The organism is Klebsiella sp. A-Nf5, from assembly GCF_002810545.1.
Classification (GTDB): domain Bacteria; phylum Pseudomonadota; class Gammaproteobacteria; order Enterobacterales; family Enterobacteriaceae; genus Klebsiella; species Klebsiella variicola.
This window is the reverse complement of record NZ_PIOG01000272.1, coordinates 1-19,340: the sequence shown is the minus strand read 5'-3', so window position 1 is coordinate 19,340 and position 19,340 is coordinate 1. Positions and strand designations below refer to the sequence as shown.

19 protein-coding genes are annotated in these 19,340 nt (G+C 61.9%); 3 read left to right on the top strand and 16 right to left on the bottom strand.

The genetic code is table 11. The features are described 5' to 3' along the window. Window positions 1-343 precede the first annotated feature (343 nt). The 10 genes from CWM53_RS27910 to CWM53_RS27865 all read right to left on the bottom strand — a co-directional run bounded on the left by CWM53_RS27910 (window position 344) and on the right by CWM53_RS27865 (window position 8,158). The gene (locus CWM53_RS27910; RefSeq protein WP_100750903.1) at window positions 344-1,303 is read right to left on the bottom strand and encodes a YbgA family protein; all 960 of its coding nucleotides are present in this window, start codon (window positions 1,301-1,303) and stop codon (window positions 344-346) included. Next, on the bottom strand, window positions 1,300-1,851 hold the full coding sequence (locus tag CWM53_RS27905; protein WP_002887163.1) for a DUF3833 domain-containing protein: 552 nt from the start codon (window positions 1,849-1,851) through the stop codon (window positions 1,300-1,302). The genes CWM53_RS27910 and CWM53_RS27905 overlap by 4 nt, the downstream gene beginning before the upstream one ends. Continuing rightward, a complete protein-coding gene (locus tag CWM53_RS27900; protein ID WP_012543011.1) occupies window positions 1,848-2,372 on the bottom strand; it encodes a hypothetical protein in 525 nt (174 codons plus the stop codon). The genes CWM53_RS27905 and CWM53_RS27900 overlap by 4 nt, the downstream gene beginning before the upstream one ends. Continuing rightward, a complete protein-coding gene (locus CWM53_RS27895) occupies window positions 2,369-2,854 on the bottom strand; it encodes a DUF2878 domain-containing protein (RefSeq protein WP_025714115.1) in 486 nt (161 codons plus the stop codon). The genes CWM53_RS27900 and CWM53_RS27895 overlap by 4 nt, the downstream gene beginning before the upstream one ends. After that, a complete protein-coding gene (locus tag CWM53_RS27890; RefSeq protein ID WP_016160201.1) occupies window positions 2,851-4,071 on the bottom strand; it encodes an SAM-dependent methyltransferase in 1,221 nt (406 codons plus the stop codon). Before CWM53_RS27890 ends, CWM53_RS27895 begins: the two co-directional genes overlap by 4 nt. Further along, window positions 4,068-4,790 carry a DUF1365 domain-containing protein gene (locus CWM53_RS27885; protein WP_074387203.1) on the bottom strand — a complete coding sequence of 241 codons (723 nt, stop codon included), beginning with the start codon at window positions 4,788-4,790 and terminating at the stop codon, window positions 4,068-4,070. Before CWM53_RS27885 ends, CWM53_RS27890 begins: the two co-directional genes overlap by 4 nt. A gap of 1 nt (window position 4,791) precedes the next feature. Next, window positions 4,792-6,051, bottom strand: coding sequence for an NAD(P)/FAD-dependent oxidoreductase (locus CWM53_RS27880; RefSeq protein ID WP_044613172.1), 1,260 nt, complete (start codon window positions 6,049-6,051; stop codon window positions 4,792-4,794). Then, window positions 6,048-6,767: an SDR family NAD(P)-dependent oxidoreductase gene (locus CWM53_RS27875; protein WP_100730539.1), complete on the bottom strand. Its 720-nt coding sequence runs from the start codon at window positions 6,765-6,767 to the stop codon at window positions 6,048-6,050. The genes CWM53_RS27880 and CWM53_RS27875 overlap by 4 nt, the downstream gene beginning before the upstream one ends. Continuing rightward, window positions 6,764-7,198 (bottom strand): nuclear transport factor 2 family protein, encoded by a 435-nt coding sequence (locus CWM53_RS27870; RefSeq protein WP_008807076.1) that lies wholly within the window; start codon window positions 7,196-7,198, stop codon window positions 6,764-6,766. The genes CWM53_RS27875 and CWM53_RS27870 overlap by 4 nt, the downstream gene beginning before the upstream one ends. Window positions 7,199-7,429: 231 nt before the next feature. After that, window positions 7,430-8,158 carry a MerR family transcriptional regulator gene (locus tag CWM53_RS27865; protein ID WP_061155921.1) on the bottom strand — a complete coding sequence of 243 codons (729 nt, stop codon included), beginning with the start codon at window positions 8,156-8,158 and terminating at the stop codon, window positions 7,430-7,432. A 117-nt stretch (window positions 8,159-8,275) separates the two neighbouring features. Here CWM53_RS27865 and CWM53_RS27860 point away from each other — a divergent pair, with 117 nt between their 5' ends. After that, window positions 8,276-8,809, top strand: a complete 534-nt coding sequence (locus CWM53_RS27860; protein ID WP_100730540.1) for a lipocalin family protein — start codon at window positions 8,276-8,278, stop codon at window positions 8,807-8,809. Window positions 8,810-8,818: 9 nt separating this feature from the next. On the opposite strand, the gene CWM53_RS27855 is transcribed toward CWM53_RS27860, so the two are convergent. The 5 genes from CWM53_RS27855 to CWM53_RS27835 all read right to left on the bottom strand — a co-directional run bounded on the left by CWM53_RS27855 (window position 8,819) and on the right by CWM53_RS27835 (window position 15,438). Beyond that, on the bottom strand, window positions 8,819-9,166 hold the full coding sequence (locus CWM53_RS27855; protein WP_074387200.1) for a DUF1294 domain-containing protein: 348 nt from the start codon (window positions 9,164-9,166) through the stop codon (window positions 8,819-8,821). Window positions 9,167-9,238: 72 nt separating this feature from the next. Continuing rightward, complete coding sequence (locus CWM53_RS27850; RefSeq protein ID WP_100730541.1) at window positions 9,239-12,388, bottom strand: CusA/CzcA family heavy metal efflux RND transporter; 3,150 nt, start codon at window positions 12,386-12,388, stop codon at window positions 9,239-9,241. Beyond that, entirely contained in the window at window positions 12,381-13,646 is a 1,266-nt protein-coding gene (locus CWM53_RS27845) for an efflux RND transporter periplasmic adaptor subunit (RefSeq protein ID WP_100730542.1), read from the bottom strand. Before CWM53_RS27845 ends, CWM53_RS27850 begins: the two co-directional genes overlap by 8 nt. Before the next feature lie 44 nt (window positions 13,647-13,690). Continuing rightward, complete coding sequence (gene cusF, locus CWM53_RS27840) at window positions 13,691-14,035, bottom strand: cation efflux system protein CusF (protein ID WP_100730543.1); 345 nt, start codon at window positions 14,033-14,035, stop codon at window positions 13,691-13,693. Between the two features lie 17 nt (window positions 14,036-14,052). Beyond that, window positions 14,053-15,438: an efflux transporter outer membrane subunit gene (locus CWM53_RS27835; protein ID WP_100730546.1), complete on the bottom strand. Its 1,386-nt coding sequence runs from the start codon at window positions 15,436-15,438 to the stop codon at window positions 14,053-14,055. Between the two features lie 172 nt (window positions 15,439-15,610). Between CWM53_RS27835 and cusR the strand changes: the two genes are divergently transcribed. Further along, a complete protein-coding gene (gene cusR / locus CWM53_RS27830; RefSeq protein WP_008807068.1) occupies window positions 15,611-16,294 on the top strand; it encodes a copper response regulator transcription factor CusR in 684 nt (227 codons plus the stop codon). Further along, a complete protein-coding gene (locus CWM53_RS27825; protein WP_100730544.1) occupies window positions 16,284-17,723 on the top strand; it encodes a Cu(+)/Ag(+) sensor histidine kinase in 1,440 nt (479 codons plus the stop codon). Before cusR ends, CWM53_RS27825 begins: the two co-directional genes overlap by 11 nt. Before the next feature lie 57 nt (window positions 17,724-17,780). Here CWM53_RS27825 and CWM53_RS27820 read toward each other — a convergent pair whose 3' ends face one another. After that, on the bottom strand, window positions 17,781-18,902 hold the full coding sequence (locus CWM53_RS27820) for a cupin domain-containing protein (RefSeq protein ID WP_100730545.1): 1,122 nt from the start codon (window positions 18,900-18,902) through the stop codon (window positions 17,781-17,783). Window positions 18,903-19,340: the final 438 nt, after the last annotated feature.

The window sequence follows — 19,340 nt, the reverse complement described above, 5'->3', positions numbered from 1 at the left end:
GCGGTCAGGCGCCGTACCCGCGGTAGTGCCGGATGGCGGCATAAATGCCTTATCCGGCCTACAGAAAACCTCCTTCCCCCCAGGACCGGCAAGCAACAGCGCCGCCGGGCGGTCAGGTGCCGTACCCGCGGTAGTGCCGGATGGCGGCATAAATGCTTTATCCGGCCTACAGAAAACCTCCTTCCCCGTAGGCCCGGCAAGCGCAGCGCCGCCGGGCGGTCAGGCGCCGTACCCGCGGTAGTGCCGGATGGCGGCATCAATGCCTTATCCGGCCTACAGAAAACCTCCTTCCCCCCAGGACCGGCAAGCAACAGCGCCGCCGGGCAGCTGGCCCTGGTCCCCCTCAATTCACCGTCAGGCGCAGGGCCAGATCCTGCGGGTAGGGGTCAAAATAGTTCTGCGCCTGCAGGTAGCGATCCGGATACTCGGCCAGATAGTGCTTAAGCAGCGTCAGCGGTGCGAGGATCGGCAGCAGCCCGGCGCGATAGTTGAGGATCACCTCCCGCAGCTCGCCGCGCTGGCGGCTGTTCAGCTGGTCGCGGAAATAACCCTGAATATGCATCAGCACGTTGGTGTGGTTTTTCCGCGAGGCGGGCTGCTTGAGGATCGCCATCAGCTTCTCGCGGTAGACCTCGAAGAAAGCCTCCAGATCCTCCCATTCATGCAGCGAGGCGACGAACGGGCCGATCTCCCGGTAGCCCGCCTGGTGGTGAGCCAGCAGCTGCAGCTTGTAGCGGCTGTGAAAGGCCAGCAGGCCGTGACGGCTCAGGCCGCGGGCGCGCAGGTCGTTGAGTTCATGCAGGGCGAAAACGCGCTCGACAAAATTTTCCCGCAGCAGCGGATCGTGCAGCCGGCCATCCTCTTCCACCGGCAGCCACGGGTAGCGCGCCATCAGGGCGCCGGTAAACAGCCCCACGCCTTCCTTACGTCCGCGATTGCCTTTTTCGTCATACAGCCGCACGCGCTCCATCCCGCAGCTCGGCGATTTGGCGCAGACGATAAAGCCTGACAGTTCGCCCAGGGTTGCCAGGTGGGCTCTGGCGAAATCAGCCATCTTCTCCGTCACATCCTCGTGTGGGGCGTGGCTGAAGCGCATGCGGATCTCCCCGACCGGGGTCTGCACCAGGCGGAGCGCCGGGCGGGGAACGGGCAGGCCGATCGCCATCTCCGGGCAGACGGGTTTAAACGCCACCCACTGCGCGAGCTCATCCATCACAAAGCCCATACGCTTATGCCCGCCGTCGAATCGCACGGCTGAGCCGGTTAAACATCCGCTGATCCCAATGACAGGTTGCGTGTTCATGGCGCTGTCCTCTCTTCTGCTGTGGTTCGGGTAAAGAAAAGGGTCACGGTGGCGACCGTAATGCCGAATTTCTTCATCTCGGTTTTGTTAAACAAATGGCTGCCGTCCTGCAGGAACATCCAGTCGTCAAAGTGCAGCAGCCACCGGCTGCCGCTGGCCTCGACGTTCATGCTGTAGCGCCAGTGAAAGGCATTGCCTGCCGCCTGGCCGCTGGCCACGCCTTCGATGTCCCCGGCGGTGCCCTGGTAACGGTTATCGCCGGTGCGGCGAATGCGCCACACCCGCTGCTGCTTCTCGCCATCGTCATAGACAAAGCGCTCATGGAGCGTCAGGGTGTCGCCGACGACGTCGCCATCGATCGCTACATGGAAGCGGCGCAGCTGCTTGCCGCTGCGATCCTGCACCATCCCCCACGCCTCGGTTCGCCCCTGAAAATAGTGAAAGATGTCGAGGGCGGGCTGCTGCTGCCGGTACTCCGTGACCTCGGTGCTGCAGCCAGCGAGGATCAGCATCAGCAGCGCCAGGCCAAGGGTCAGAATGCGTTTCATGGTGTACCTCCGATCAACTGCTGACGCAGTTCGGGATAAGTGGTGCGCGGATCGAGCCAGATGGCGAGAAAGCGGGTGCTGAACGCCGCCGACTGGCGCGGGCCGAGCGGGGTAAAGGCGGTCTGCGCGGCGCTGGCGCGGTACCAGAACTGCCCCTCGCCGCCGCTGACCACGAACGCCAGCTGGCTGCCCGGCGCGACGTCCGGCCAGATCCCCTGCAGCATGCGCAGCCAGGCTTCGCTGCGCGGCTCCTGCTGCAGAATGCCCTGCGCCTGCCACTGGTCGCGGGTGGCGTCCACCAGCGCGTCGCGATCGATGTCGCGCCGGTAGGTGATGATCAGCGCCCGATCCTGTTGCGGGCCGTCATACCGGCCATTGGGCGTGCGCAGCTGCGAGTGATAGACGGTGAATGGCCCCCAGGTGAGGGTCGCCTCGCCGACGCGACGCCACGTCAGCCAGTCGGCGGCGTGGGCCGCCGGGGCAAGGGTGGTCAGCCACAGCAGTAACAGGGCGAATCTCATTTTCGCCTCCCCATCCCCAGATGGAATAACAGCATGAGCACCAGCCAGCCGCAGGCCATGGCGGCCACGGCAAGCGCCATCGGCACCAGCAGGGTCATGGCTCCAAGGCGAGCGCCGATCAGGTAGGCCACCGGGCCGCCGAGGGTCGCCACCGTGGCCAGCACCCAGCCGGGAAGCGTCGTGGTGCGGGTCAGTCGGGTCCAGACGACGGCGAACATCAGCCACAGGGCCACCATCCACAGGGGCAGCAGGCTGTCGCCGCGAAAATCGATCAGCCCCGCCAGCGCCCAGCAGGCATCCAGGCCGCAGCCCGCCGTGGCCAACAGCAGGGCGGGCGGACGACTGGCCGCCGGCAACCGCAGCCAGGCGAAGATCGCCAGCGTCAGCCAGATCAGCAGGCCGCGCTCGCGCAACATCACCACCAGCGTCCAGTAAACATCGAACGCGAGGGCCATCAGCAGGTGCTGCGCCGGGCGTGTCATACCCGCTCCGCGGTGAGCTGCACCACGCTGATGGTGCGGGCGTTAAATCCGGCTTCGCAGTAGCCGAAGTAGTAGAGCCACATCCGGCGGAAGCGTTCATCAAAGCCGAGCTTTTCAATATCCTGCCAGGCGTGGGTAAAACGCTGCCGCCAGTGCGCCAGGGTGCGGGCGTAGTCCGGGCCCATGTCGAACAGGTTGCGCACCACAAAATCGGTATGGCGGGTCATCAGCTCGCTCATTGCGGTGATGCTGGGCAAAAAGCCGCCGGGGAAGATGTAGCGCTGGATAAAATCGACGCTTTTGCTGTAGTCGCGATAGCGCTGATCCTGGATGGTGATCGCCTGCAGGGCCATTCTGCCGCCCGGGCGCAGGCGCGCCTGGCAGGTGCGGAAGAAGGCCGGCAGGTAGCGCTGGCCCACCGCCTCAATCATCTCCACCGACACCAGTTTGTCGTACTCGCCGCGCAGATCGCGGTAGTCGCAGAGCAGCACCTCGACGCGATCCTGCAGCCCGGCGCGGGCCATGCGCTCGGTAGCCCAGCGGTGCTGCTCCCGGGAAAGGGTGGTGGTGGTGACCCGGCAGCCGTAATGGCGGGCGGCGTACTCGGCCAGCGCGCCCCAACCGGTGCCAATCTCCAGCAGATGATCGCCGGGAGTGAGCGCCAGCTGGTCGCACAGACGCGCCATCTTGGCCCGCTGGGCCTGGGTCAGATCCTGTTGGTCATCGGTAAACAACGCGCTGGAGTAGAGCAGGTCGTCATCCAGAAAGTGGGCATAAAATTCGTTGCCGAGGTCGTAATGGGCGGCGATGTTCTCCCGCGCCTGGGCGCGGGTGTTGCGGCGGGTCCAGTGGTGCAGGCGGGCAACGGGCTTGCCCAGCAGACGAAAGCCGCGCTCCAGACGCCCCAGCACCTCGCCGTTGCGCGCGAGGATCTGCAGCAGTGCCGTCAGCTGGTGGCTCTCCCAGTCGCCGTCCATCCAGGCCTCGGCCGCCGCCAGGCTGCCGCCGGTCAGCAGACGCCAGTACACCTCCGGCGTGCAGACCCGCGCCTCGGCGCGCAGCGCGGCGGCGGGGTCGCCAAAATGAAAAGTCTGCGCCCCTTCGCGCACGGTGAGCGAGCCTTCGCGGAGGCCGCTCAACAGACGAAAGAGCAGCCAGCGCGCGAGCCGCACGTTGCGCGGCACATCGGGTTCAAGCGCAAAGACGGGATCGGTCATGAGCGTTCACTCCTGCTGACAGGATGGTTGTACAGCGGCACGCGCTTCAGCCACAGCCGCAGCGCCTGCCAGTAGATGGCGAGGACGGTTTTCAGGGTCATCAGCGGCAGACGCAGCAGCAGCCCGCGCAGGTTGGCGCGGGTCAACGGCAAGCGGCTCAGGGCCAGCGTGGCGTCGAACACCTTACTGGCCTGATGGTTTTCAATATGCATGTGCAGCGTTTTGCCGGGCGCGTTGAAGCGCCAGTGATAGACCATGTCCATCGGGTTAAACGGCGAAACGTGAAAGGCTTTCTCCAGCGGGCGCGCCTGCTGGCCGTCCACCGCGTAGTAATGACGCTCATTCCACGGCGTGTTTCGCACTTCGGCCAGCACCCAGCGCAGGGTGTCGGCCTCGTCATAGCAGTAGTAAAAGTTGACCGGATTAAAATGGAAGCCGAAGTAGCGCAGCTGGGTCAGGAGCATCACGCGGCCCTCCGGACGGCAGCCGGTCAGGCTCTCCAGCCGGTTCAGCACCTGGGCCTTCAGCGGCGCGCCCAGCGGATAATCGGCGTCGTACCAGGCGGCGGCGGCCAGGCGGTTGCGGCGGATACCCGCCTCAGGCAGCTTGTCCAGTTCGTCGAGGTCGAGCCAGGCCATAAACAGGCGGTAGACGAAGTGGTGCGCCTTCGGCTGCAGGCGACGGTGGCGCAGGACGCCCTGATAGAGGCAACTGTTCATCTCAGTTGCCCTCCGCCGCGGCGATGCCCTGCACCACGTCGAGCGCGCTGCGCACCCCGTCCTCATGAAAACCGTTGTACCAGTAGGCCCCGCAGTACCAGCTCCGCTGCTGGCCGTTAATCTCTTCGCGCCGCAGCTGGGCCGACCAGCTTTGCGGGTTAAACAGCGGATGCTCATAGACGAAGCGCTGCCAGACATAGCGATCGTCCACCGGCGCGTCCGGGTTCAGGGTGACGCAGAACAGCGGCGCGTCTGCGGGCAGCCCCTGGAGAATATTCATGTTGTAGGTGACGCAGGCCCGGGCCCGATCCCCGTCGCTCAGGCGATAGTTCCAGCTGGCCCAGGCGCGCTGGCGCTCCGGCAGCCAGCGCGGATCGCTGTGCAGCACCACCTCGTTGCGCTGCCAGCCGATGTCCCCGAGGACTTCTCGTTCGGAATCGGTGGGCGCCGCCAGCATCGCCAGGGCCTGCGCGGAGTGGCAGGCGAAGATCACCTGGTCAAAATGCGCCTCCCCGGACGCCAGCCGCAGGGTGACCCCCGTCGGGTGACGGTCCACCTGCTGTACCGGCGCGTTGAGCCGCAGATCCAGACGATCGCCGAGCCTGGCGAGCAGGGCGCGAACGTACTCCCGGGAACCGCCGGGCACCACGTACCACTGCGGGCGATCGCGAATATCCAGCAGGCCGTGGTGTTCAAAGAAGCGCAAAAACAGCGGCAGCGGGAAGCGACGCATCTCCTGCAGCGACGATGACCAGATGGCCGCCCCCATCGGCAGAATATAGTGGCGGGCGAAGAAGGGGCTGAAGCGGTGGCGGGCGAGGAAGCTCTCCAGCGTCGCCCCCGGATCCAGCGCCTCGGTCAGCGCCAGTTTCGCCAGCCGGTTAAAGCGGACGATCTCGCTCAGCAGCCCCCAGAAGGCCGGCTTCAGCAGATTGCGCCGCTGGGCGAAAAGCGAGGTCAGGCTGTGACCGTTGTACTCCAGGCCGCTGGTCGGGTTGTGAACCGAGAAGCTCATCTGCGTTTTTTGCCCGTCGATCCCCAGCTCGCTGAGCAGGCCCATAAAGCGCGGATAGGTGCGATCGTTGTAGACGATAAATCCGGTATCGATGGCCCAGGTACCCTGCGGCGTGGCGACATCCACGGTGGCGGTGTGGCCGCCCGGCGTGGCGCCCGCTTCGAACAGCGTCACCTGATGGTGTCCGGCCAGCCGCCAGGCGCAGGTCAGCCCGGCGATGCCGCTGCCGATGATGGCGATGTTCATGAGCGCACCATCCTGCGCAACAGCAGGCGCTGGATACCCGATGGCAGGCTGGCCAGCAGTTGCAGGGCCAGGCTGAAACCGGTGGGGAAGGCGATGTGGTTTTTGCCCTTCGCCAGGCCATGGCGGATCGCCGCCACCGCCCGATCCACGCTCACCCGGCCGGGCATGGCGAAGTCGTTTTTACGCGTCAGCGGGGTGTCGACGAAGCCCGGAGAGACCACCGTGACGGCGACCCCTTTGGGCTCCCAGTCCAGACGAAGACTGTTGGCAAACCAGGTCAGCGCCGCCTTGGAGGCGCCATAGGCTTCCGCGCGCGGGAAGGGCAGCCAGTGCGCCATGGAGCTGACCAGCACCACCCGATCGCCTGCCTCCAGCTGTGTCTGCAGCGCCGCCAGGCAGTTCACCGGCCCGAGGAAGTTGGTGGCCATCACCCGCTCCACGAGGGCGGCATCCACATGCCCGTGGTCGAGGTATTCGCAGGTGCCGGCGCAGAGAATGATCAGGTCAGCAAAACAGCCCGTCAGCGCCTGGCGACAGGCGTCCCTGTCTGTCATATCGAACAGGCGCCCGCTGATGTTGGGGCTGAACTGCTGGAGCGCCGACAGGCGCGAAGCATCTCGCCCGCAGGCGATAACCAGATGGCCATCCGCCGCGAAGGATTTCGCCAGACCGGCACCGATCCCGGAGCTGGCGCCGGTGATAAGCACCGTCATCATGAGCGCACCCTCCGCTTCACGCCGCGCACCGCCCAGCCTAGTAGAGGAAGATGCTCGTAGATCATCTCCCCGGCGTCGTAGTAGTCGCGCTGGTGGAGGATCTGCTCCCCGGCGATGTCCACCACCGAGCAACCCGGCAGGGCCAGGGTTTCTCCACCGGCAATGCGCGGATGCGACCAGTGCATGGTCCAGGTCACGGCGAACCGCTGGCCGTCGCAAAGCGGCGTGTCGATGGTGAACCGGCACTGCTCCACGTTGGCCAGCAGATGGGTAAAGTAGCGCTGGATGGCGAACAGCCCCTGATGCTGACCAAAAGGATCGCTCAGCGTCGCGTCCGGATGGTACAGCGCGGCCAGCGCCGCGGGCGGCTGCGCATCCAGCCCGGCGTAGTACTCAACGAAACGACGAATCACGGACGGCGAGGTACTCATGGATCACATCCTGGCTAGATACGGTGGCGTTAAGGCATACTTAAAACTTACACAAATAAAATTATTTGTCCAAGTTTGTAGAGGAATATATTTTATTTTTGTTAAAAATCATGTTGTTATGATTGGTGTTTTAAGGGGTGAAAATCTCGGGTGGTGCGAAGGGCAAGCGTGAGCCCGCCGCGCCACCGGGCGCTGGCGGAACAGAGAGTGGGGGTAAGTTAAAACAGGGGGTTAGAGCGGAATTACCTCGAGGGAGACGACCTGCTGCTGCCAGAGTTCGACCTGCCTCTGACGGGCGGCGGAGAGTTTGCCGCTGGTGACCAGCAGCCAGTTGCGCTCCGGGAAAATCTCCGGCGCCAGGGCGGCGGGAGGCACCGGCAGGACGTCGATGCGATGACCCTGGCCGGTACGTTTGAGCGCCTCAAGCCAGATTTCGCAGGCGTCGGTCAGGTGCCAGCCGGTGATCAGAAAGTTATCCCCGGGCGCCTTCTTGTCGCCTTCAAGGCAAAACGAGGTATAGGCGATGATGATGCCGTCGAGGATTTCGCGTAGCGTCATGATGGCTGGCACGTTGGCGGAGACCTGGCTGCGCAGCGGACGCAGCACTTCGGTTACCAGCTCCTGGCGCGGATATTCGCGCCCGGCGTCGTAGATCAGCTGGCGCAGGGACTCGATTTTTCCCTCTTTCAGCCGCTGCAGCATGGTCTCCTGCAACGTCAACCAGTTGTTGGTGCGCCGCGCGCCGGGGCGCGACAGCAGGGGCTTCACCTGGCTGACCGGTACCCCTTTTTTCACCCAGTCGAGGATCTTCAGCGCCTGCTGGACGTCGTCATCGCTGTACTGACGGTGACCACCATCGGTGCGCAGCGGCTTGAGCAGGCCATAGCGGCGCTGCCAGGCGCGAAGCGTGGTCGCATTTATCCCGCAAAGTCGGGCAAATTCGCCGATGGAGTAAGGCATGGAGGCCACCTGTTAACAAAGAATATTCTCAATATACTACGAATCACGGCGGCTGGCGTGAAGTGTAGCGGCTTTGCACTACACTTTCCCCCAACCGCGTAAATGAAAGGAGTTCTCATGAAGCTATGGCCTGTTGTCACTGGCGTCGCTATCGCGTTGACCCTGGTGGCCTGCAAATCGCCCACACCGCCGAAGGGCGTTCAGCCGATTAGCGGGTTTGATGCCAGCCGTTACCTCGGAAAATGGTATGAGGTCGCCCGCCTGGAGAATCGCTTCGAGCGAGGCCTGGAGCAGGTGACCGCCACCTACGGCACCCGCAGCGACGGAGGGATCAGCGTCGTCAATCGCGGTTATGACCCGGTCAAAAAACGCTGGAATGAGAGCGACGGAAAAGCCTACTTCACCGGCGCCCCCACCACCGCGGCGCTGAAGGTGTCGTTCTTCGGGCCATTCTACAGCGGCTATAACGTGATCCGCCTGGACGACGACTACCAGTACGCGCTGGTCAGCGGCCCCAACCGCGACTATCTGTGGATCCTGTCGCGCACCCCCACCATTCCGGCGGCGGTGAAGCAGGATTACCTGAATACCGCGCGCGAGCTGGGCTTTGACGTCGATCGCCTGGTGTGGATCCGCCAGACGCCGCGCTAGCCTCGCCCCTTAGCGGCTGAGCAGGTGGGTATAAACCACGAACAGCCCGGCCAGCGCCGCCACGTTCAGCGCCACGCTGACGAAAAACCACCGCCGGAAGGGCTGCTTTTGCGTTTTATGGCGAAAGCACTGCTGGCCGAGGATGGCCCCCGGCCAGCCTCCCGCCAGGCCCAGCACCAGCAGCGTGGTCTCTGGCACCCGGCGCCAGGCTTTGCGCGCCGCCAGCTTGTCGGCGCCATAGATAAGCCATGTCAGAAGACTGCTCAGTAAAAACCACATCGCCAGCGGGTAGGGCAGCAGGGCGCTGCCCACGGCGGTGAGCAGCAGCAGGGAATAACATACCAGGTTCAGATTCATAGGGACGTTCATGCCGGCCAGAAGAATGGCGCCACTATAGCCAATTTCCCGGACCGGCGTAAACGCGGCGGACTATTCGCTACGCTTGCTCCGATGCCGGGACAGCCACATCAGCTTGTATGCCGCCGGAATGATAAACAGCGACAGCAGCGGAGCGGTGATCATCCCGCCAATCATCGGCGCGGCGATGCGACTCATCACTTCCGACCCGGCGCCGGTACCCCATAAAATCGGCAGCAGGCCGGCGATAATCACCGCTACGGTCATCGCCTTCGGCCGTACGCGCAGCACCGCCCCCTGGTACAGCGCCTCGTCGAGCTTATCGACGCTGAAAGTCTGCGGATTTTCCAGCGACGGCTCGGCCTCGATGGCGTGGCGCAGGTACATCAGCATCACCACGCCAAACTCCGCCGCCACCCCGGCCAGGGCGATAAAGCCGGTCCCGGTGGCTACCGATAAATGGAACCCCATCCAGTAGAGAAACCAGATCCCGCCGACGAGGGCGAACGGCACGCTGGTGATAATCAGCAGCGCTTCGCCGACGCGGCGGAACGCCAGATACAGCAGCACGAAGATAATCATCAGCGTCATCGGCACCATCAGCTTCAGCTTCTGATTGGCGCGCTCCAGCAGCTCAAACTGCCCGGAGTAGGAGATGCTAATGCCCGGCTTCAGCTTCACCTCCTTGCCGATGGCCTGCTGCAGATCGTGCACTACCGACACCATGTCGCGGTCGCGGGCGTCGATGTAGATCCAACTGGTCGGGCGGGCGTTCTCGGTCTTCAGCATCGATGGTCCGGTGACCACTTTCACCTCAGCCACGTCGCCGAGAACGATCTGTTGCTTCAGCGGGGTGAGGATCGGCAGCTGGAGCAGGGTCTGCGGGCTGTCGCGATAGCTCTGCGGGTAGCGGATGTTGATCGGGTAGCGCTCGACGCCTTCCACGGTCTCGCCAACCATCGCGCCGCCGATGGCGGACGAGACGAACAGCTGCACGTCGCCGACGGTCATCCCGTAGCGGGCCGCCTTCTCGCGCTGAATATCAATGTTGAGGTAGCGCCCGCCGACCAGCCGCTCGGCTAACGCTGACGTGACTCCCGGCACGGTGCGCGCCACCCCTTCAATTTGCTCGGCGATGGCGTCGATATCAGCCAGGTTAGTGCCGGAAACCTTAATGCCAATCGGGCTCTTAATGCCGGTGGAGAGCATGTCGATGCGGTTGCGGATCGGCGGCACCCACAGGTTCGCCAGCCCCGGCAGGCGCACGGTTTTATCCAGCTCCTCGACGATCTTCTCCATGGTCATCCCCGGCCGCCACTGATCCTGGGGCTTAAGCTGAATAGTGGTCTCTACCATTTCCAGAGGTGCCGAGTCGGTGGCGGTTTCGGCCTTGCCGGTTTTGCCGAACACCCGGGCCACTTCCGGCACCGTCATGATCAGCTTATCGGTTTTCTGCAGCATATCCGCCGCCTGCGCAGCGGAGATCCCCGGCAGCGTTGACGGCATATACAGCAGATCGCCCTCGTTGATCTGCGGCAGAAACTCGCCGCCGACCCGGTTAAGCGGCCAAATCACCGTCAGGATCGACAGGAGCGCGATCAGCAGGGTGGTCTTCGGCCAGTGCAGCACCTTCAGCAGCAGCGGGTGGTAAATACGGATCAAAAAGCGGTTCAGCGGGTTGCTGCTCTCCGCCGGGATCCTGCCGCGGATCCAGAAGCCCATCAGGATCGGGATCACCACGATCGCCAGCAGCGCCGCCCCGGCCATCGACCAGGTTTTGGTGAAGGCCAGCGGACCGAACAGTTTGCCCTCCTGGCCTTCGAGGGTGAAAATCGGGATAAACGACAGAGTGATGATCAGCAGGCTGATAAACAGCGCCGGGCCGACCTCCACCGAGGCCTCGGTAATGATTTTCCAGCGTGTGTCGTTGCTGAGCTTCTCTCCCGGGTGCTGATGTTCCCACTCCTCCAGCCGCTTATGGGCGTTCTCAATCATCACGATGGCGGCATCGACCATCGCCCCCACCGCAATGGCGATCCCGCCCAGCGACATGATGTTGGCGTTGAGCCCCTGGAAATGCATCATGATAAAGGCGAAGCACAGGCCGAGCGGCAGTGAGATAATCGCCACCAGCGCCGATCGCACGTGCCACAGGAACAGGGCGCAGACCAGCGCGACGACGATAAACTCTTCCAGCAGCTTGTGGCTGAGGTTGTCGATGGCGCGGTCGATAAGCTGGCTGCGGTCGTAGGTGGTGACTACTTCAACCCCTTCCGGCAGGCTGCTTTGCAGCGACGCCAGCTTCGCTTTGACCGCCGAGATCACCTCGCGGGCGTTCTTGCCGGAGCGCAGGATCACCACGCCGCCGGCCACTTCGCCTTCGCCGTTAAGCTCGGCGATACCGCGGCGCATCTCCGGGCCGATCTGCACCCGCGCGACGTCGCCGAGATAGACCGGCACGCCGTTGTCACCGGTTTTCAGCACGATATTTTTGAAGTCGTCGAGGGTCTGCAGATAACCGCTGGCGCGCACCATATATTCGGCTTCCGCCAGTTCGACGGAAGATCCGCCCGCCTCCTGGTTAGAGGCGTCCAGCGCCGATTTCACTTCGCCGAGGCTGATGCCGTACTGGGTCAGCTTCATCGGGTCGACGACAATCTGGTACTCCTTGACCACGCCGCCCACCGACGCCACTTCCGAGACGTTAGGAATGGTCTTCAGCTCATATTTTAAGAACCAGTCCTGCAGCGAGCGCAGTTCGGCAAGGTCGTGTTTGCCGCTGCGGTCGACCAGCGCGTACTCGAAGACCCAGCCGACGCCGGTGGCGTCCGGGCCCATTTCGGCGCTCACCCCGGCGGGCAGTTTGCCCTGCACCTGGTTGAGATACTCCAGCACCCGCGAGCGCGCCCAGTAGGGATCGGTGCCGTCTTCAAATATCACATATACGTAGGAATCGCCGAACTGCGAGAAGCCGCGCACCGTTTTGGCGCCGGGTACCGACAGCATGGTGGTGGTCAGCGGCCAGGTGACCTGATTTTCGACGATCTGTGGCGCCTGCCCCGGATAGCTGGTTTTGACGATCACCTGTACATCAGAGAGATCCGGCAGGGCGTCTACCGGGGTATGGACGATAGTCCAGGTGCCCCAGATGCTGAGAAACAGTGCCCCCATCATGACCAGGAAGCGGTTGGCCACCGAACGGCGGATAATCCATTCAATCATGGTTCCGTTCCTCAGTGCGCGTGGGCGGCAGGGGCTGCGCACGCATGCGCTCCAGCGCACCGGCGATATTGGCCTCCGAGTCGATCAGGAACAGGCCGCTGGCGACGACTTTCTCACCCTCCTGCAGCCCGCTGCGAATGGCCGTGACGCCAGCGGATTCATGGAATACCTGCACGCGTTTCGGCACGAAGCGGCCCTCATTATCCACGGTAATCACTCGCTGCTCGCTGCCGCTGTCGATCAGCGCTTTGGAGGGGATCAGCAGCATCGGTTCGCTTTCACTGGTTAGTTGCAGATAGGCATTCATCCCCGGCTTCAGCGCTTCATCCGGGTTGTTGACCTGCAGGCGCAGCTGCAGGGTGCGGGTGGCGCTATCTACGCTGGGGAGAAGGGTCCATTTGCTGATGCTGAAAGTTTTGCCCGGCCAGGCGGGAACCTGAATGGCGAACTGCGAGGCGTCTTTAATCAGCCAGGCGATGGATTCCGGCACCGCCACGCTGACCCACACCGGGTCCATGCCCTGAATTTTCGCCACTACATTATCTTTGGCGATGTTCATTCCGGCACGCAGATCGAAGGCGGTAATAACGCCATCGATCGGTGCTTTGAGGGTAAAGCGGGTCTGGATTTTACGCGTGGCTTTCAGGCGGCGGATATCGTCATCCGGCATTCCGGCAAGGCGCAGGCGTTCGAGGATCCCCTCAACCTGTGTGGCGGTGCCGCCGGTCTCCTGCAATAACAGATATTCGCTCTGCGCTTCCACCCAGTCCGGGATGGTCAGGTCGAGCAGCGGCGCGCCTTGTTTCACTTTGTCGCCGACGGTCAGCGGATAGACTTTATTGATAAAGCCCGCCGCCCGCGCCTGCATAATCACATACTGGTACTCGTTATAGCTAATGTTGGCCGGGAAGGTCTGAGCGTAGCGCAGCGGCCCGCGGGTGACCGCGGCGGTTTTTACGCCGAGATTCTGGGTCTGCGTCGGGTCGATACGCACCCCCGGCGCACCGGCGGCGGTACTCTCCTCATCGGCGTATTTCGGCACCAGATCCATATCCATAAACGGCGATTTACCCGGTTTATCGAAGCGGGTGTTCGGGTACATCGGATCGTACCAGAACAGCACTTTACGCTGCTGCTCGGCCGCCGGAGCGGCAGCGTGGGGCGGGGCCAGCCGGGCGTACAGCGCCGCGGTAAGCGCGCCGCCAATCACCATGCTGCCGAGGATCAGCGCCGTATTTTTCAGTGTCAGGGATGCCATGTGTCGTCCATTTAGTCGTTGAGGGGCTTACCGTCGCCGGGCCATTAGTTGGCGCGAATATCCTGCAGCAGCGACAGGTTGCCCTGCTGAACGAAGGTGAAGTCCACGCTGTCGCCATTCTTCACATTGTTGAGCTGCGTCTGCGGGGTGATGGTGAAGCGCATGGTCATCGGCGGCCAGTTCACCGCCGGGATAGCTTCGTGGGCGATGGTGATTTTTTTGCTATCCATATCAATAGCTTTAATGACGCCTTTGCCGCGGATGCTTTGCGTCTGCGTGGCGGCGGGTTGTTCGTGCATCGCCATGCCGGCATGCGGGTCGGCGGCCTGGGCGGCGAACACCGCGCCAGAGAACAGGGTGAACAGGGCGACTTTAGAGAGTGAATTCATGATCGGGACTCCTTGGGTTATTCCATCCAGCCGCCGCCGAGGGCGGTGAACAGGGTGATTTCATTTGCCTGACGGGAATAGTTGAGTTCCAGCAGGGTTTGTCGGGTGGTAAAAATGTCGCGCTGGGCGCTCAGGACTTCGATGTAGCTGACCGCGCCGTGGCGATAGAGCGCGCTGGCGCGCTGCAGGGTGATATTTAGTGAAGCGAGATAACGCTCCTGCGCGGCAATCTGATCGGCCAGGCTCTGGCGCAGGGCCAGCGCGTCGGCCACCTCTTTAAAGGCGGACTGAATTTTTTGCTCATAGTTGACCACCTGCTGCTGCTGGCGGATCTCCGCCAGATCGAGGTTGGCCTGGTTGCGCCCGGCGTTGAAAATCGGCAGCTCGATTTTGGGGATGAAGTTCCACATCGCGCTGCCGGCGTTAAACAGGCTGGAGAGTTCGCTGCTGCTGCCGGAGAGCGAGCTGGTCAGGGTGATCGACGGGAAGAAGGCCGCCCGCGCGGCGCCGATGTTGGCGTTGGCCGCCCGCAGGCTGTGCTCCGCTTCTAAAATATCCGGCCGCTGCAGCAGGATCGCTGAGGAGAGCGATGGCGGCAGAGTGACGCCTTGCAGATCGATGGCGCTGCTGGCGCTATCATCCGGCAGATGCTGGTAGCTGCCGAGCAGCAGCTGCAGGGCGTTATTGGCCTGCGCCAGCTGGCCCTGACGTTTGGCGATATCGGCGCGGGTGCTCTCGATCATCCCGCGCGCCTGCTCCAGCGCCAGCACGGTGGTGCTTCCGGTCAGCAGCTGTTTTTCAACGAAGGCGTAAGACTGCTGATAGTTCTGTAAGGTGTCGTTGGCCACCTGCAACTGCGCTGCCGCCAGCCGCTGGTTGAAGTAGCTTTGTGAAACGTTAGCAATCAACAGGATATGCACCGCACGCCGCGCCTCTTCGCTGGCGAAGAAGTTCTGCCGGTCGGCCTCGCTGAGATTTTTCAACCGGCCAAAGAAGTCGAGGTCATAGCTGAGATTCAGACCGGCGGCATAATCGCTGCTGGTGGTGGTGTCGCCTTTAAGCTTGCCGCCATAGGTGGTGCTGCCGTCACCGTTCAATTGCGGGTAGCGGTCGGCGTCGGTAACCCGATATTGCGCTCGGGCTTCCTGCACTTTCAGCGTCGCCATCCGTAGATCGCGGTTATTTATCAGCGCGGTGCCGATCAGGCTTTTCACCTGCGGGTCGACGAAAAAGGTGCGCCAGCCGGTCTCCTGGTAACCCGCCGTCGCGGTAACCAGCTTGTTCTGGCTGAGAGAGAACTGCTGCGGCACCGGCGCGGCGGGACGCTGATAGTCCGGAGCAAGTGACAGACAGCCGGTTAAGGCGAATATCACGCTGAGAGTAAGAAGCTTTATTGGGCGCATGGCGGCAGACGGTTTCGGCGATTTATCCATGGCGGCTACTTTACGCAGCGGGCTCTGTTCAACGCGTGACAGGAAAATGACAAAGCTGTCATTTTCCTGATATTTCATTGCTATCCGGAGGCGCTCCTCTAAAATTGAATACCCGCACGAAGCGCACGTGAAGGAGCCTGCCGTGAAGATTCTGATTGTCGAAGATGAGAAGAAAACCGGGGAGTACCTGACCAAAGGGCTCACCGAAGCTGGATTCGTCGTCGACCTGGCCGATAACGGCCTCAACGGCTATCACCTGGCGATGACCAGCGACTACGATCTGCTGATCCTCGACATCATGCTGCCAGACGTCAACGGCTGGGATATCGTGCGCATGCTGCGCGCCGCCAATAAAGGCATGCCGATCCTGCTGCTCACCGCGCTTGGCACTATTGAGCATCGGGTGAAGGGGCTGGAGCTGGGCGCCGACGACTATCTGGTGAAGCCATTTGCTTTTGCGGAGCTGCTGGCGCGAGTGCGTACCCTGCTGCGCCGTGGAGCGGCGGTCATCGTCGAAAGCCAGTTTCAGGCGGCGGATCTCAGCGTCGATTTGGTCAGCCGCAAGGTGACGCGCGGCGCGACGCGCATCACCCTGACCAGTAAGGAATTCACTCTGCTGGAGTTCTTCCTGCGCCATCAGGGCGAGGTGCTGCCGCGTTCGTTAATTGCCTCGCAGGTCTGGGATATGAATTTCGACAGCGACACTAACGCCATTGACGTGGCGGTGAAGCGGCTGCGCGCCAAAATCGATAACGACTTCGAGCCAAAGCTAATCCAGACCGTGCGCGGCGTCGGCTATATGCTTGAGGTGCCGGATGGCCGCTAAGCGCCCCTTTTCCCTGGCCACCCGGCTGACCTTCTTTATTAGCCTCGCCACCATCATTGCCTTCTTTGCTTTCACCTGGATCATGATCCATTCGGTGAAGGCCCACTTTGAAGAGCGCGACGTGCACGATCTCAGGCAGCTCAGCACCACGCTGGAGACGGTGCTCAACCACGCCGACTACCCGCAGGTGCGGCGGCTGGAGATCGTGAGGAATATCATTGCGGGTTACGCCAACGTCTTTATCTGTCTGGACGACGGCCAGGGCAATATTTTGTTTCAGTCGCCCGACGGGCCGGATCTCAGCCATATGCTGAGTACGCCGGGGCTGGCGATGCAGCTGCGCGACGGGAATGTGATTTCATGGACTGACCCGCAGCCGCGGAAGATGGTTCATGATAATCATCCAATGGAGACCCGCTCCTGGCGGCTGATCATGCTGCCGCTGGGCAAGCAGGCGGACGGCAAACCGGCGTACCACCTGCTGATGGCCTTATCCATCGATTTTCACCTGCACTATATTAATGAGCTGAAAGCGAAGCTGATTTCCGCGGCGACGATAATCAGCTTGCTGATTATCGCCATCGTGCTGTTTGTGGTCTATCAGGGGCATAAGCCCATCCGCCAGATAAGCCGCCAGATCCAGAATATTACCTCGCGGGATCTCGACGTGCGCCTCGACCCGCAGGCCGTGCCTATCGAGCTGGAGCGGCTGGCGCTGTCGTTTAACCATATGCTGGAGCGCATAGAGGATGTCTTTACCCGCCAGTCCAACTTCTCTGCCGATATCGCCCATGAAATCCGCACGCCGATTACCAACCTGGTGACGCAAACCGAAATCGCTTTAAGCCAGAGCCGCAGCCAGCAGGAACTGGAAGAGGTGCTCTATTCCAATCTTGAAGAGTTCTCGCGGATGTCACGGATGGTCAGCGATATGCTGTTCCTCGCCCAGGCGGATAATAACCAGCTGATCCCCGAACAGCGGGCGCTGGATCTGGCCGAGGAAGTGCATAAGGTGTTTGAGTTTTTCGAGGCGTGGGCGGAAGAGAAAGCGGTGGCGCTGCGCTTTGTCGGTAGCCACTGCCGGGTGACGGGCGATCCGCTGATGCTGCGGCGGGCAATCAGCAACCTGCTGTCGAATGCGATCCGCTACACGCCGGCCGGCCAGGCGGTGACCATCCAGTTGAGCGAAAGCGCCGAGACGATCCGTCTGGTGGTGGAGAACCCAGGCACGCCGATTGCCGCCGAGCATCTGCCGCGCCTGTTTGACCGTTTCTATCGCGTCGACCCCTCGCGCCAGCGCAAAGGCGAGGGCAGCGGTATCGGCCTGGCGATTGTGAAATCGATTATCAGCGCCCACGACGGCAGCGTGGCGGTGCAGTCCGATCGGCGTTCGACGCGGTTTATTGTGGTGTTGCCGAAATATGCGTAATAACGGCTGAAAGCCAGCGGGCAGCGCCAGGTGGCCGCCCGCAGTATTGCCGCTCTCTTACTCTTCGAAGTACCAGTAGCCCTGATTAATCAGCCGCGTCAGTTCACTCACGAACGCCGGATTCTGCAGGCCGCTGCCGAGCTCTTCCTGACCTAATGAGGTATAGCGGCACAGCGCATCCAGCGCTTCGGCATCGGTGGTGTCCAGCTGTTCGCTATGCACGAAGAAGCTGTCGCCGATATGCAGAACGCGCAGGCCGCTCAGACGAGAAAGCTTTTCGCCACCCAGCAGCGCATCGACCACTTCCTCTTCTTCATACGGTGGTTCCGCCGGCGCAATATCCAGCTCGTGACGCGGGGTGGTCACGAAACTGCCGAACCACTGCTTGAAGTCTTCCGGCTGGCGAATCATGTCGATCATCATGGTGCGCAGACGTTCGAGTTCATACTCCTCAACCCGGCCCGGATGCTCGCGGCAGGTGAGGTCCGGATCGCTGTAGTGTTCGCCGCCAAGATCGTTCTCCAGCACATAGTCGGCGAAGTTGCTGATCAGGTCGCGACCGTTTGGCCCGCGGAAGCCGACGGAGTAGTTCAGCGCGGTTTCGTGGGTCACGCCATCGTGCGGGAATCCTGGTGGAATATAGAGGATATCGCCCGGCTGCAGATCTTCATCAATGATCGGCGGGAACGGATCGACGTGCAGCAGTGCCGGATGCGGGCAGAACTGACGCATCGGCAGCTTATCGCCCACGCGCCAGCGGCGGCTGCCCATGCCCTGAATAATAAAGACGTCATACTGATCGATATGCGGGCCGACGCCGCCGCCGGGGACGGAGAAGGAGATCATCAGGTCGTCCAGACGCCAGTCCGGCAGTACGCGGAACGGGCGCACCAGCTCGGCGGCGGGCATATGCCAGTGGTTTACCGCCTGGGCCAGCAGCGACCAGCCGGTTTCGCCCAGCCCGTCAAAATGTTCAAAAGGACCATTGCTGGCCTGCCATTTGCCGTTGGTCAGGCTGACCAGTCGGCTGTCTACTTCCGGCTCCATGGCTAATCCGGCCAGCTCGTCCGGGGTAATCGGGTCGACGAAGTCCGGAAACGCGTTTTTTAATACCACCGGCTGTTTTTGCCAGTACTTCTCTAAAAACTCGGGCCAGTTAATGTTGAGTTGATAAGCCATCGATTATTACCAGTAAGAAGAAACGGGCCTGATTATAGAAACGGGGGCCTGGTGGGCGCTTTGTCGTGGGTCAAGAGTGGTGCTTAATTCACCATCGGCGCGATAATGGCGTTGGGTAAGAGAGAAAAATCACATTTTTGCCAAAAAACGATCTTAGCGTAAACGGTGCTGCAGGCCGCATGAACACTGGGATGGCGCCTTGAATGGTAAGAAGATGAATAAGCGAAAAGTTCAAATAATGAGCGGTCGATAAGATTTTTCTATTTTAACGCTTGCTACTTCCGGCGAACTCCCTATAATGCGCTCCCACTGACACGGCAGATGTGAATCACTTCACACAAACAGCCGGTTCGGTTGAAGAGAAAAATCCTGAAATTCAGGGTTGACTCTGAAAGAGGAAAGCGTAATATACGCCACCTCGCGACAGAGCGCTAAAGC

Bases quoted from the DNA above. Each gene is read 5' to 3' on its own strand.
- CWM53_RS27865 (WP_061155921.1), bottom strand. From the start codon at position 8,158: ATGCCTTACTCCATCGGCGAATTTGCCCGACTTTGCGGGATAAATGCG.
- CWM53_RS27850 (WP_100730541.1), bottom strand. From the start codon at position 12,388: ATGATTGAATGGATTATCCGCCGTTCGGTGGCCAACCGCTTCCTGGTC.
- CWM53_RS27890 (WP_016160201.1), bottom strand. From the start codon at position 4,071: ATGACCGATCCCGTCTTTGCGCTTGAACCCGATGTGCCGCGCAACGTG.
- CWM53_RS27900 (WP_012543011.1), bottom strand. From the start codon at position 2,372: ATGAGATTCGCCCTGTTACTGCTGTGGCTGACCACCCTTGCCCCGGCG.
- CWM53_RS27895 (WP_025714115.1), bottom strand. From the start codon at position 2,854: ATGACACGCCCGGCGCAGCACCTGCTGATGGCCCTCGCGTTCGATGTT.
- CWM53_RS27880 (WP_044613172.1), bottom strand. From the start codon at position 6,051: ATGAACATCGCCATCATCGGCAGCGGCATCGCCGGGCTGACCTGCGCC.
- CWM53_RS27905 (WP_002887163.1), bottom strand. From the start codon at position 1,851: ATGAAACGCATTCTGACCCTTGGCCTGGCGCTGCTGATGCTGATCCTC.
- CWM53_RS27835 (WP_100730546.1), bottom strand. From the start codon at position 15,438: ATGCGCCCAATAAAGCTTCTTACTCTCAGCGTGATATTCGCCTTAACC.
- CWM53_RS27910 (WP_100750903.1), bottom strand. From the start codon at position 1,303: ATGAACACGCAACCTGTCATTGGGATCAGCGGATGTTTAACCGGCTCA.
- CWM53_RS27860 (WP_100730540.1), top strand. From the start codon at position 8,276: ATGAAGCTATGGCCTGTTGTCACTGGCGTCGCTATCGCGTTGACCCTG.
- CWM53_RS27870 (WP_008807076.1), bottom strand. From the start codon at position 7,198: ATGAGTACCTCGCCGTCCGTGATTCGTCGTTTCGTTGAGTACTACGCC.
- CWM53_RS27845 (WP_100730542.1), bottom strand. From the start codon at position 13,646: ATGGCATCCCTGACACTGAAAAATACGGCGCTGATCCTCGGCAGCATG.
- CWM53_RS27825 (WP_100730544.1), top strand. From the start codon at position 16,284: ATGGCCGCTAAGCGCCCCTTTTCCCTGGCCACCCGGCTGACCTTCTTT.
- CWM53_RS27885 (WP_074387203.1), bottom strand. From the start codon at position 4,790: ATGAACAGTTGCCTCTATCAGGGCGTCCTGCGCCACCGTCGCCTGCAG.
- CWM53_RS27855 (WP_074387200.1), bottom strand. From the start codon at position 9,166: ATGAATCTGAACCTGGTATGTTATTCCCTGCTGCTGCTCACCGCCGTG.
- CWM53_RS27875 (WP_100730539.1), bottom strand. From the start codon at position 6,767: ATGATGACGGTGCTTATCACCGGCGCCAGCTCCGGGATCGGTGCCGGT.
- CWM53_RS27820 (WP_100730545.1), bottom strand. From the start codon at position 18,902: ATGGCTTATCAACTCAACATTAACTGGCCCGAGTTTTTAGAGAAGTAC.
- cusF (WP_100730543.1), bottom strand. From the start codon at position 14,035: ATGAATTCACTCTCTAAAGTCGCCCTGTTCACCCTGTTCTCTGGCGCG.